The 12,123-nt window shown below is 59.1% G+C and carries 11 protein-coding genes; 7 read left to right on the plus strand and 4 right to left on the minus strand.

What is annotated here, in order from left to right; all coding sequences use genetic code 11:
- Positions 1 to 38 precede the first annotated feature (38 nt).
- Together GC177_03645 and GC177_03650 are read left to right on the plus strand one after the other, a co-directional pair.
- Positions 39 to 788, plus strand: a complete 750-nt coding sequence (locus GC177_03645; protein ID MBI1275047.1) for an electron transfer flavoprotein subunit beta/FixA family protein — start codon at positions 39 to 41, stop codon at positions 786 to 788.
- Positions 789 to 796: 8 nt separating this feature from the next.
- Complete coding sequence (locus GC177_03650) at positions 797 to 1,729, plus strand: electron transfer flavoprotein subunit alpha/FixB family protein (GenBank protein ID MBI1275048.1); 933 nt, start codon at positions 797 to 799, stop codon at positions 1,727 to 1,729.
- A gap of 89 nt (positions 1,730 to 1,818) precedes the next feature.
- On the opposite strand, the gene GC177_03655 is transcribed toward GC177_03650, so the two are convergent.
- Positions 1,819 to 2,475, minus strand: coding sequence for an OmpA family protein (locus GC177_03655; GenBank protein ID MBI1275049.1), 657 nt, complete (start codon positions 2,473 to 2,475; stop codon positions 1,819 to 1,821).
- Between the two features lie 93 nt (positions 2,476 to 2,568).
- Here GC177_03655 and GC177_03660 point away from each other — a divergent pair, with 93 nt between their 5' ends.
- Positions 2,569 to 4,230: an NAD+ synthase gene (locus GC177_03660; GenBank protein ID MBI1275050.1), complete on the plus strand. Its 1,662-nt coding sequence runs from the start codon at positions 2,569 to 2,571 to the stop codon at positions 4,228 to 4,230.
- A gap of 31 nt (positions 4,231 to 4,261) precedes the next feature.
- Positions 4,262 to 5,596 carry a glutamate--tRNA ligase gene (locus GC177_03665; protein ID MBI1275051.1) on the plus strand — a complete coding sequence of 445 codons (1,335 nt, stop codon included), beginning with the start codon at positions 4,262 to 4,264 and terminating at the stop codon, positions 5,594 to 5,596.
- Between the two features lie 12 nt (positions 5,597 to 5,608).
- Here GC177_03665 and GC177_03670 read toward each other — a convergent pair whose 3' ends face one another.
- The 3 genes from GC177_03670 to GC177_03680 all read right to left on the minus strand — a co-directional run bounded on the left by GC177_03670 (position 5,609) and on the right by GC177_03680 (position 8,738).
- On the minus strand, positions 5,609 to 7,624 hold the full coding sequence (locus tag GC177_03670) for a DnaJ domain-containing protein (GenBank protein ID MBI1275052.1): 2,016 nt from the start codon (positions 7,622 to 7,624) through the stop codon (positions 5,609 to 5,611).
- Entirely contained in the window at positions 7,584 to 8,054 is a 471-nt protein-coding gene (locus GC177_03675; GenBank protein ID MBI1275053.1) for a hypothetical protein, read from the minus strand. The genes GC177_03670 and GC177_03675 overlap by 41 nt, the downstream gene beginning before the upstream one ends.
- A 123-nt stretch (positions 8,055 to 8,177) precedes the next feature.
- The gene (locus tag GC177_03680; protein ID MBI1275054.1) at positions 8,178 to 8,738 is read right to left on the minus strand and encodes an OmpA family protein; all 561 of its coding nucleotides are present in this window, start codon (positions 8,736 to 8,738) and stop codon (positions 8,178 to 8,180) included.
- Positions 8,739 to 8,958: 220 nt separating this feature from the next.
- Here GC177_03680 and GC177_03685 point away from each other — a divergent pair, with 220 nt between their 5' ends.
- The 3 genes from GC177_03685 to mraY all read left to right on the plus strand — a co-directional run.
- Positions 8,959 to 10,476 (plus strand): UDP-N-acetylmuramoyl-L-alanyl-D-glutamate--2,6-diaminopimelate ligase, encoded by a 1,518-nt coding sequence (locus GC177_03685; protein MBI1275055.1) that lies wholly within the window; start codon positions 8,959 to 8,961, stop codon positions 10,474 to 10,476.
- Positions 10,418 to 11,878, plus strand: a complete 1,461-nt coding sequence (murF, locus tag GC177_03690; GenBank protein MBI1275056.1) for a UDP-N-acetylmuramoyl-tripeptide--D-alanyl-D-alanine ligase — start codon at positions 10,418 to 10,420, stop codon at positions 11,876 to 11,878. The genes GC177_03685 and murF overlap by 59 nt, the downstream gene beginning before the upstream one ends.
- Positions 11,879 to 11,882: 4 nt before the next feature.
- A partial coding sequence (mraY, locus tag GC177_03695) for a phospho-N-acetylmuramoyl-pentapeptide-transferase (GenBank protein ID MBI1275057.1) occupies positions 11,883 to 12,123 on the plus strand: 241 nt, incomplete at its 3' end.

The following is a 12,123-nucleotide window of genomic DNA, read 5'->3' on the forward strand; positions in this document are numbered from 1 at the left end:
ATATTAACCACCGTGTTTCAATAGACTTGGATGATGCCATGAAGCTGCTGGTGCCGGTCAAACGGGTGATAGATTACAATGTGCGTGTGCGGGTGAAGGCCGACCAGAGCGGCGTGGACCTGGCCAACACGAAAATGGCCATGAACCCCTTTGACGAGATTGCCGTGGAAGAAGCGGTGCGCCTGAAGGAGAAGGGCGTGGCCACCGAAGTGGTGGTGGTGAGCATGGGTGTGGCGGCCAGCCAGGAAACCATCCGCACCGCAATGGCGCTGGGTGCGGATCGCGGCATCCTGGTGCAGACGGATATCGAACTGCAGCCGCTGGCTGTGGCCAAGATGCTGGCCAAGCTGGTGGCGCAGGAGGCGCCGCAACTCGTGATCATGGGCAAGCAGGCGATCGATGATGACTGCAACCAGACGGGCCAGATGCTGGCCGCGCTGCTGGGTTGGCCGCAGGCGACATTCGCCTCCGCCGTTGCATTGGAAGGCGGCGAGGCCGTGGTGACGCGTGAAGTGGATGGCGGACTGGAGACCATCGGTGTGAAGCTGCCCGCGGTGATCACTACCGACTTGCGTTTGAACGAGCCGCGCTATGCGGCGCTGCCCAACATCATGAAAGCGCGCGCCAAGCCGATGGCCACCATCACGCCGGAGAGCCTGGGCGTGGATGTGGCCCCGCGCATTGCCACGCTGAAGGTGGAGGAGCCCGCCAAGCGCAAGGGTGGCGTGAAGGTGGCCAGCGTGGAAGAGCTGGTCGCCAAGCTGCGCAACGAAGCCAAGGTTATCTAGGAGAGATTATGGGCGATATTCTGATTCTGGCCGAACATGACGGCAAGCAGCTTTCCCCGGCTACGGCGCATGCGGTCAGCGCGGCGTCCGAGCTGAAGCAGAAGGCGCATGTGCTGGTGGTGGGCAGCGGCGTGGATGCCGTGGCCAAGCAAGCCGGCAGCCTGAATGGCGTCACCAAAGTGCTGCTTGCGGATGCGCCGCATCTGGCCGCGCAGGGCGCGGAAGATGTGACCGGCGTCATTATGGGCATTGCTGCGAATTACGGCTATGTGCTGGCAACGGCCACGAGCTTCGGCAAGAATATCCTGCCGCGCGTGGCGGCGCTTTTGGATGTGGCGATGATCTCCGATGCGATTGCCGTGATTGACGGCACCACCTTCAAGCGGCCCATTTATGCGGGCAATGCGATTGCCACGGTCCAGACGAAAGATAAGGTGGTGGTGATGTCTGTGCGCAAGACGGCATTTGAGGCGGCAAAGCCTGCTGCCGCGCCTGCGCCGGTGGAAGCGGTGACGGCGCCTGCCGCAACGGGCCTGTCACGCTTCATCAAGCTGGAAGCAACCAAATCCGAACGGCCGGAGTTGACCAATGCCGGCCGGGTGGTATCCGGCGGGCGGGCGATGGGAAGCCGCGAGAATTTTGCGCTGATTGAGGCATTAGCCGATAAGCTGGGGGCGGCCATCGGCGCCTCGCGCGCGGCGGTGGATGCGGGCTATGCGCCCAATGACTGGCAGGTGGGGCAAACGGGCAAGGTGGTTGCGCCCGAGCTTTATGTAGCGGTAGGTATTTCCGGTGCCATTCAGCATCTGGCCGGGATGAAGGACAGCAAGGTGATCGTGGCCATCAACAAGGATGAGAATGCGCCGATTTTTGAAGTGGCGGATTACGGGCTGGTGGCGGATCTGTTCGATGCGGTGCCTAAATTGACGCAGTCCATATAGGTATTTGTCTGATTGCGTCTCTTGCGGAAGTCACTAAATAAAAAAGGCCGCCCCGAGGGGCGGCCTTTCCTTTTTCCAATCGGTTCAGGTTACTGAACGTATTGGATTTCGATTTCCACGCGGCGATCCGGTGCTTTGCACTCGATCAGCTCTTTGCGTTTCTTGATGCCATCGCAGTTGGCAACCGGGTTTTGCGGGCCGAAGGCACGGACTTCCGGGGTGGTTTCGCCCAGGTAGCCCCGCTTGTGGATGTAATCTTCCACCACTTTGGCGCGTTTCTCGGAGAGTTTCTGGTTGTAGCTGTCCTTGCCGATGGAATCGGTGTAGCCAACAATTTTTGCGCCTTTTACCGTCACGTCCTGTTTCAGCAGGTCGGCCAGGCGGTCGAGCTTGCCGGTGGATTCGCCGGTCAGGTTGGATTTATCGAAATCAAAGTACACCGTCAGGTCGCCCTTGCGCAGTTCCTTGGTCGGGGCTTCCACAACCACTTTTTTCTGCACGGTTTCCACTTTCTCGATTTTAGGAGCCGTGGCGCCGCACACATCGTTGGGGTTGTCCCATTTGGTGCGTACGCAGTTGCCGCGCGCGTCAATCACGCGTCCGCCAAATGCATCCGACACGGCATCGTTAGTGCTGCCTGCATGGGCAGCGATGGGCAGGGCCAATGTCGCAGCAAGCGCGAGCATGGAAATCGTTTGGCGAAGCATGGTTTCTTCCTTTGCTTGATTGAACGTAAGGAGCGGCATACTAAGTTAAGCGGCCAGTCTCATCAATCTTTTCTCGCCGCTGGGGGATAGTTTTTCGATTATTCCATGGCGCTTTTACATTAAAAATCCGTAATGAAACAAACGCTTTCCATTGCTCTTATTCAGCGCAACCCATATGTGGGCAGGCTTGCGGCCAACCGGGCGATGCTGGTGGCTGCTTATGAACAGGCATTAACCGCCGGAGCGGACCTGGCGGTGACCAGTGAAATGGCGCTGACCGGCTACCCGCTGGAAGATCTTGTGCTGCGTGGGGCATTTCAGCAAAGCGCGGTGATGGAGTCGGCCGCACTGGCCAGACATGTGAAAGGCACACCCCTGCTGACGGGCGGGCTATGGATGGCGGGGGCGAAACGCTATAACAGCGCGCTATGGATGGAAAAGGGAAGCATCACCCGTCATTTTCATAAGCACGCGCTGCCGAATTTTGGTGTGTTTGATGAAATGCGCCATTTTGAACCAGGGCCGAAGCCCGAGATAATGGAATTTCAAGGCCTGCGCGCAGGCGTGCTGGTGTGCCAGGATGTGTGGGACGAGGCAACGGTGCGCCATGTGGCACGGCAAAAACCGCACTTGCTGATCGTCATTAACGGATCTCCGTTCGATTTGCCCAAACATGCGGAAAGGCTGGATGTCGCGCGGCGGGCGGTGAAGCTGACCGGTGTGCCCATGGTGTATGTAAACCAAGTGGGCGGGCAGGATGACCTGGTGTTTGACGGGCGCTCCTTCGTTATGAATGCGGACGGAGAGGTAGTGATGCAGCTGCCTGCATTCGAGGAAGCGCAGGAGAGGGTGCATTTCGACCTGCGGGATGAGCGACTGATTCCTAGTAAAGGGACCATGGCCCCTGAGCTGGAAGATGCGGAGGCGATCTACCGCGCCCTGGTCACGGGGTTACGCGATTATGTGCGGAAAACCGGGTTTTCCAACGTGGTGCTGGGGCTTTCCGGCGGAGTGGATTCCGCCCTGGTGGCTGCGATCGCCACGGATGCTCTGGGAGCGCAGAGGGTGAGCGGGGTAATGCTGCCTTCGCGCTATACATCCGATGAAAGCAAGGAGGATGCCACCACCTGCGCCAGGGCGCTGGGCATTGGGCTTGAAACGATTCCCATCATTCCGGCGGTGGAGGCCTTCTCCGGCATGCTGCATATGCCGTTCAAGGGGTTGGCAGCGGATGTGACGGAAGAAAATATCCAGTCGCGTATTCGGGGTGTTACGCTGATGGCGCTTTCCAACAAGCGGGGTAGTCTGCTGCTTTCCACGGGGAACAAGTCGGAAATGGCCACCGGCTATGCCACGTTGTATGGCGATATGAACGGGGCGTTCAATCCGCTCAAGGATATCTACAAGATGATGGTTTATGCGCTGTGCCGGTGGCGGAACGCGCATATTGCGCCTGGTTTTGCCGGGCCGAAGGGGCCGGTGATACCGGATGCCATCCTCACCAAGGCGCCGACGGCGGAACTCCGGCCCGGGCAGAAGGACCAGGACAGTCTGCCGCCCTATGAGGTGCTGGACGGCATCCTGGAGCGGCTGATTGAGCGGCAGGAGAGTGCGGAAACCATTGTTGCGGCAGGGTTGCCGGGCATGGATGCGGCAACGGTGAAGCGGGTGGAACGAATGCTTTATTTGTCCGAATACAAGCGCCGCCAAGCCGCGCCCGGGACAAAGATCACCCGCATGGCCTTCGGGCGGGACCGGCGCTATCCCATTGCCAATGGGTATCTCCTAGGTTAGACACGGTTTTACCTAATTTTCCGGACGTTTTATGACCAAAGTACGTTTTGCCCCCAGCCCGACCGGCTATCTGCATATCGGCAATGTGCGCACCGCGCTGGTGAACTGGCTGTTTACCAAAAAACTGGGTGGTGAGTTTTTGCTGCGTTCGGACGATACGGACGAGGAACGATCGACCAAGGAATATGAGGAAGCCATTTTCGAGGATATGAAATGGCTCGGCCTCACCTGGGACAGTTTCGCCCGCCAGAGCGACCGCTACGAAAATTATGAGAAGGCCAAGCAGCATCTGATTGCCACGAGCCGTCTTTACCCCTGCTACGAGACGCAGGAAGAACTGGAGACCAAGCGCAAATTCCAGCTCAGCAGCGGCAAGCCGCCGATTTATGACCGTGCCGCGCTGAAGCTGAGCGATGCCGACCGGGCAAAGCTGGAAGCCGAAGGTCGCGTGCCGCACTGGCGCTTCAAGCTGGTGCCGGGCAAAATCACCTGGGATGATCTTGTGCGCGGCAGCAGCAGCTTCGATGCCGACCATCTGGGCGATCCCATTCTGCTGCGCGCCGACGGCAAGCCGACCTACACCATGTCATCCGTGGTGGATGATGCCGAACTGAGCATCACGCATATCATCCGCGGTGAAGACCATGTGACCAACAGTGCAGCGCAGATTCAGCTGTTTGAAGCGCTGGGCGCTAAGCCGCCACAGATGGCCCACCTGGCGCTGATCAAGACGGCCGAGGGCGGCATGTCCAAACGCGATGGCGGGTTTGACGTGCGCGGGTTGAAGGCCAAGGGCATTGAGGCCATGTCCATCTGTAGCCTGCTGGCGCGTCTGGGCACGTCCGCACCGGTGGAGCCGCGCATGACGCTGGCCGAGCTGGTGGAGCATTTCGACATCAAGCATTTTGGCCGCGCACCCGCGAATTACGATGAAAAGGAATTGTGGCGCCTGAATGGCAAAATCGTGTCGCATTTCTCCTATGCCGAGGTGAAGCCGCGCCTGGGTGAGCTTGGGCTTGCCGAGGTGGATGAGGCCTTCTGGCTGACCGTACGCACAAACATCCAGACAGTGGCGGAAGTGGCGGAATGGTGGCAGGTGTGCCGCCAGCCGCTGAAGCCGGTGATTGCCGATGCGGGCTTCACCGCCCAAGCCGCCGAGCTGCTGCCCGCCAATGACTGGAACCAGCAGACCTGGAAGGAATGGACGCAGAGCCTCTCCCAAAGCACGGGCCGTAAGGGCAAGGAGTTGTTCATGCCGCTGCGTCTGGCGCTGACGGGCCGTGAGCACGGGCCGGAGCTGGGCAACATGCTGCCGATGATCGGGCGGGAGAAGGTGGTGCGCCGGTTGAAGGGCGAGGCGGCTTAAGCAGCGTAGCTATCAGGTAAAGGGATTTCCATCGTTCCTGGCGCTGGTGAGCGCGGCCATGTTGGCCTTAGTGGCCGCATTTTCATTCTTTTTCTGCATGGCTTCAGGGGTGGTCGGGGCGCCTGCTTTTACCGTGACGCTATTCATGTTAACATCTTCAAGCAGAGAACCTTCCGGAGCTTGTTCCTGCTGGCCGAATTTGGCGAAGAGCTGGCCAGCCAGGCTGTTATCCTCCGGTGTGACGGCAATGGCGTCGCCCGGGCCGAGTAGTCCGGCCACTTGCGGCATGCCCGAGCCAAGTTGCGGCGCGTTGGCGCCTTGCCCGGCGGGAAGCAATTTGGCTTCCATGGCGGCTTCCTGGGCATCGGCCTTCAGGTCAGCCGCGACCATGGCGGCGCCATGCCCGGCGGCCATGCTGGTTTGTTTTTTCTTGTTCTCTTCTTTCTGAAGAAGCTGGGCACTCTCGTCTTTTTCCTCTTTCCCTTCCTTTTTCTGGCCGCCTAACAGGCCAAAGGGGTTGGAGAGGAAATCCGCCGCACTGGTCACGGTGTTTTGAAGGGTATTGGCGACATTCTTGACGGCATTGACCGTGTTGCCCACGGGATCCTGCAGGAATTTGGCGGCGCTATCCAGGCTTTTGGTGAAGCCCAGCACCTTGTCGGCTGCTTTGAAAAGGCCGCCGACGATGGGGAGTTCCTGGGCAAGTTTGGCCCCGCTTTCGGCGGTTTGAATCACATCGCCCGCCAGCTGGTCGACCCGCAGATCGGTTACATCTGCTGCAATGTTGGCAAGCCCCGTGCTGGCGTCTACTAAGTTCCCATTAACCTTCATTTTTTTCAAGGTTGCTCCGACACCAGCCGTTGCGCCATGAACAATATCTCCATGTGCGATGGCGGATTGGGCGGCTTCACCGGCTATTTCCACGCCGTCGCCTGCCACCTGTGCCACTTGTTCGGTTGTTTTGTCGCCCGTTGCGGCGGCGGATTTTTTGAGGATGCTGCTGATGCCTTTGGCGGATTGCTTCAAATCGTTGACGTTGGCCGCAAGGTTCAGGCCTTCGGCCACCAGCCCCGATGCCTGATTGATGGTTTGCACCGTTTTTTTGGTATCGGCGGTGTTTCCGCCAAAGGTCGTGACAAGGCCGGATGTCAGGTTGCCGATGTTTTTGGATAATTTGGCCGAGGCGCGCATGGTGGCGGAGGCTTCATGGTCGGTTTTCGCAGCGGGTTTGGGCGCCGCATCGGGGGCATCGCCGGTTTCGGCGGTTTTTCCTGCCGGTTTTTTGCCGTGTTTTTCCGCATGGCGGTCGTTCAATTGCCGGGTGACGGCTTCGCCCAGGCCATTGAAGCCGCCATCCGCTCCAAACGCCTTGTCGGCGATATCCTGCACAAAACTACCCAGGATAGCATGTCTGTCCTGAGGTTTTTTGCTGTTTTTGTCCAGCGTATCGATGATGCCGCCCAGGCCATCATGGGCGGTGGCTGCGCCTTGTTTGATGCCCTGGAACATCCGGTCCAGCCCGTTGAGCGCGCCGTGCATGAAGCCGCCCATGCCGAAGTCGCGGTCGCCGGTGGTGGCATCCTGCTCTACATCCGGGCTGAAGGGAGGCATGGACGGGCTGTTATCCTGTTGCATGGAGGGATCCATGCCCGGTGTGCCCAGGCCGGTGCCCTGGCCCTGGCCGATTCCGCCGGGGAGGGAAGGGGCTGTCAATTCGCCATAGGCCAGGTTTACCTGCGCCATGGTTTCCTGGGACTCGGGGGAGTTGCCATTGGCATCGGGGTGAACAAGGCGGGCAAGCTGACGGTAGGCCTGTTTGGCCGTATCCATGAAGTCGGGATTGTTGGCGGGAGATGTTTCATCGGCCGAGAATCCGCGCAGGTTCTGGGCAAGGCTGGAAAGCCTGTCCGTCACGGCCTGTTTATCCGGCATGGCGCCGTAGGCGTCCACGGCCTTGTCCATTTCGGTCAGCATGGTGGTCAGGGCATCATGTGGCGACATGGGCGTTTCCTTTGCCGCTGTCGGCATTCAGCATATTTACCTTGCGCAACATGGCGAAAAAAATGATGGGCTGCGGGTTTTCAAAAAATTCCACGTAAAGCTTCTCAGGCGAGACATAGACAAAGGCATCCTGACCGGCGGACTGGGAGAAGTCGCCTTCCGGAAACATGGTGGAGGCCAGATGAAAGGCCGCCCTGCAATGAGTCTTATCAAAAAACCCATAGGCTTCCATGGCTTTTACGAACTGATCAAACCCTGCCTGGTTATCCTTGAAATCCGCATAGCAGGATTTGCCGCCACCTTCGGAAAAGAGCATGCATTCGCCAAAACTCTCGTAAGGGCGGCGCAATCCGTCGTAATTTTCTTTGTTCATGAGCATGGGGGCAATGTTATCCAGCCCCCAGTGAGCGCTGGTTTGCGATGTACGGCCGTTGCTGCTCAGGAAATTATCAAGCATGCCATTCTCCCATTGTCATTGTAACCCAGGCGCATTGCCAATTTGTTACCATGCCGCCCTGGCTGCGTAAGCATAAAAAAAGGGCGCCCCGAAGGGCGCCCTCGCATTCGAGCTGAGTTACAACTATTTGCTGTAAACCAGTTCCACTTCCACGCGGCGATCGGGTGCCAGGCACGCGATGCGCTCTTTGCGCTTCAGGTTTTTCGGGCAGGTAGCGCGGGCGCTTTTCTCACCGAGGGCGCGAACATCGGCCACACTGGTGTTGATAACGCCTTTGGAAGCCAGGTAGTAAGCCACGGCTTCAGCGCGACGCTTGGACAGCATCAGGTTGTATTTGGCATCGCCGATCGGGTCAGCATAGCCAACGATGCGAGCGCCGAGAACGCTGCGGCTACCGGTGATTTGGCCGGAAAGGCGGTCCAGTTTCGCTTTGCCTACGGCATCCACCTTAGCGGAGTCGAAAGCAAAATAAATGGTGCGCTGTTCCAGGGAGAGGGAGTCGGCGCAGCTAGCATCGCCACCTTCCCACTTGGTGCGGACGCAGCCGCCGTTGGTGTCGTAAACGGGGAGACCGTCTTTGGTGCGAACCACGTCCTGCGTGATGAGCTGGGCGTTGGCTGCGGATGCTGCAATAGTGCTGCACAGGGCAGCAGCCATCAGCGTATTCAATAGGTTACGTTGCATTGGTTACCTCATATCATGGTTATGGCATGACCATGGCCGCAATCTGTCCTTCTGGAGTTAAAAAACCATAAAAAAATGGGATTTACTCATGGAAGCGGCTACAATCTCCCTGCTCGTGGCATAAATGCAACAGTTGCATGGCAGGGGTGTCATTAATTTTTGCTTGCGCGCGGCGCTGGCTGGGGCATAAGTGAATCATGCTATATATAGGGTTTAAGGCATGTTATTGCCACAATTAGTAGAGGGGATCGCCATTGATGTAGCGCGTCCAGGCTCCGCAACCTCAGATATAGCTTGGCTGACCGATGATTCACGCCAGGTAAGGCCTGGTTCCCTGTTTGCCGCCATGACAGGCAGTACACATAAAGGCCAGGATTATGTCCGGGATGCCGTTCGCTATGGGGCCGTGGCTATTCTTGCGCACCGGGACGTTATCGAGGATATCATTCCGCTGGTGCCGGACGGGGTAACCCTGCTGGCCGCCGATGAGCCACGGATGGCGCTGGCTCAGTTGGCCGCGCGTTTCTATGCTCCGCAGCCGGATTATGTTGCGGCGGTGACGGGAACCGACGGCAAGACATCGGTTGCGCATTTTACCAGCAGCCTGTGGGAATGGCAGGGTAAAAAAGCGGCATCCTTCGGTACCGTTGGGGTTCGGGGGGGGAATCTGCCCGTTGAGCTGACGGATATGGCCATTGCCAACACCACACCGGGCAGCGTGGCATTGCACCAGCTCCTGCAGGCGTTAGCGCGGCATGGGGTGCAGCATGTAGCGATGGAGGCTTCCAGCCATGGGCTGCATCAGTACCGTCTTGACGGGGTGAGGCTATTTTCGGCAGCATTCACCAACCTGACGCAGGATCATCTGGATTATCACGGTACGCTGGAGGCTTATTTTGAGGCCAAAGCCAGGTTGTTCAAAGAATTGCTGCCGAAGGACGGCACGGCGGTGATCAACCTGGAGGATGCCCTGGGCGAGGCGCTGATAGCCGCGTGCCGTGAGCGGGGTATACGCCACTGGGGGTATGGGCATATTAAAGGAGCCGAGCTGGAGCTGGTGGAGTGGCGGCCGCATGTCAAAGGGGCCGAGGTGGTGCTAAACCTGTTCGGCACGGTTTATACCACCGACGTGCCGTTGCTTGGCCGGTTTCAGGTGATGAACCTCCTGGCGGCGCTCGGCATGGTGGCTGCAAGCGGGGAGCCGGTTGATTCCCTGATTGGCTACCTCCCAAAGGCAGAAGGCGTGCCGGGGCGGATGCAGCGCGCGGTGGTGACGCCGCAAGGGGCGGTGGTTCTGGTGGATTATGCGCATACGCCCGGTGCGCTGGAGCAGGTGTTGAAGGCTGTAAGGCTGCATGCCGAAAACGCCCGGGTGATTGCCGTGTTCGGCTGCGGCGGGGACCGGGACCCGATCAAGCGGCCCTTGATGGGCGAGATTGCCGGGCGGCTTGCGGATGTGGCCATCCTGACGGACGATAATCCGCGCACGGAGGACGCCGCCAGCATTCGCGCCGCAGTCAAGGCGGGAATGGGGCACGCTGTGGCTGAAGTGCATGATATTGGCGGAAGGGCAGAAGCCATCCAGGCCGCCGTGCGCATGGCCCGCGCGGGGGATGTGGTGCTGATTGCCGGGAAGGGGCATGAGAAAGAACAGATTATCGGCACGGTGAAGCATCCGTTTGACGATGTGCAGGTGGCGCGGGATGCGGCAAACGCAAAGGAGGCCGCACTTGGCTAAGGTGCTTTGGACAGCGGAGGAAGCGGCAGCGGCCACGGGCGGCACCTGCGCCGATAACTGGCAGGCAAGCGGCGTGTCGATCGATTCGCGCAGCATGGGTAAAGGCGATCTCTTCATTGCCTTAAAGGGCGAGCATCTGGATGGGCATGCTTATGTGGCCGCCGCTTTTGAGAAAGGCGCCGCCGCGGCCATGGTGCAGCAGGCGCTGGAGGCGAAGAGGCCGCAATTGCTGGTGGCGGACAGTATGAAAGGTATGGAGGCGCTCGGCAAGGCGGCGCGCGCGCGCATGAATGGAAAGGTGATCGGCATTACCGGCAGCGTGGGTAAAACCTCCACCCGCGCCATGATGGCGGCGGCGCTCGGCGCCTATGGCAGCATGCATGCCACGCATGGTAACTATAATAACCATTACGGTGTGCCGCTAACGCTGGCGCGCATGCCGCGCGAGACGGACTATGGCGTGATTGAAATGGGCATGAACCATGCGGGCGAAATTGCCACGCTTACGGTTCAGGCACGGCCGCATGTGGCGGTGATCACGGCGGTGGAGGCCGTGCATCTGGAGCATTTTGCCTCGGTAGAAGGGATCGCCGATGCGAAAGCGGAAATCATGCAAGGGCTGGAGCCTGGTGGGGTGGCGGTGCTGCCGCGTGATAATCTTCATTTCGAGCGGCTGAAGAAACAGGCGGATAAGCGCGGGGCAATGGTAGTGTCGTTCGGGACGGATGCCAAAGCCGATGTGAGGCTGCTGGATGCCTATGCGCATGGATGGCATCTGCACGCGCGGGCGCATGTGATGGGTGAGGAGGTGGATTTTACATTGCCGCACCCGGGAAAGCATTTTGCGCTCAATGCCCTGACGGTGCTGGCGGCGATGAAGGCATTGGGCCTAGAGCTTGCCCCCGGCATTGCCGCGCTGGCGCGCGTGAAGCTGGAGGAAGGGCGCGGGTTGCCGACGGAACTGTTTGACGGTTCGCGCCATATCATGCTGATGGATGACAGTTACAATGCCAGCCCGGCTTCTATGAAGGCGGCGTTTGAGGTGCTGGCCGGACTGGAAGGCGTGGGGCGGCGTATCGCCGTGCTGGGGGACATGCTGGAACTGGGCGAGCATGAGCTGGCAATGCACAAGGACCTGGCACCCTATCTGATGAATGCCGGTGTCGATAAGGTCTATACGGCAGGCATCCGCATGGAGGCGCTGTACAAGACACTGCCGTTCGAGATGCGGGGCAGGCACGTGAATTCGGCGATGGAGCTTCTGCCCATTCTGATGGAAGAATTACAACATGGCGATTTTGTGCTAACCAAAGGATCGCACGGGAGCCATATGTACAAAATGGCCGGGGCGCTGCGCGATGCGTGGAACACCGTACCCGGCGCAAACCTGTTAAGAAAGTGACCGCGTGCTTTATTATCTGCTTTTTCCGCTGGCCAAGGAATTCACGTTTTTCAACCTGTTTCAGTATCTGACGTTTCGAAGCGGCGGCGCCCTGGTGACTTCGTTGATGATCTGTTTCCTGCTTGGGCCGCGGTTCATTTTCTGGCTCAAGAAGAAGCAGGGCAAGGGGCAGCCCATCCGCGAGGACGGGCCAGAGAAGCATTTGCTGACTAAAAAAGGCACGCCGACCATGGGCGGGCTGATGA

The sequence above is a fragment of the bacterium genome (assembly GCA_016124905.1).
Taxonomy (GTDB): domain Bacteria; phylum Pseudomonadota; class Alphaproteobacteria; order Rickettsiales; family RI-342; genus RI-342.

Coding starts and splice junctions, on each gene's coding strand:
- GC177_03650 (MBI1275048.1), top strand. CDS start 797: ATGGGCGATATTCTGATTCTGGCCGAACATGACGGCAAGCAGCTTTCC.
- GC177_03655 (MBI1275049.1), bottom strand. CDS start 2,475: ATGCCGCTCCTTACGTTCAATCAAGCAAAGGAAGAAACCATGCTTCGC.
- GC177_03660 (MBI1275050.1), top strand. CDS start 2,569: ATGAAACAAACGCTTTCCATTGCTCTTATTCAGCGCAACCCATATGTG.
- GC177_03685 (MBI1275055.1), top strand. CDS start 8,959: ATGTTATTGCCACAATTAGTAGAGGGGATCGCCATTGATGTAGCGCGT.
- GC177_03670 (MBI1275052.1), bottom strand. CDS start 7,624: ATGCCGACAGCGGCAAAGGAAACGCCCATGTCGCCACATGATGCCCTG.
- GC177_03680 (MBI1275054.1), bottom strand. CDS start 8,738: ATGCAACGTAACCTATTGAATACGCTGATGGCTGCTGCCCTGTGCAGC.
- GC177_03665 (MBI1275051.1), top strand. CDS start 4,262: ATGACCAAAGTACGTTTTGCCCCCAGCCCGACCGGCTATCTGCATATC.
- GC177_03675 (MBI1275053.1), bottom strand. CDS start 8,054: ATGCTTGATAATTTCCTGAGCAGCAACGGCCGTACATCGCAAACCAGC.
- GC177_03645 (MBI1275047.1), top strand. CDS start 39: ATGAAGCTGCTGGTGCCGGTCAAACGGGTGATAGATTACAATGTGCGT.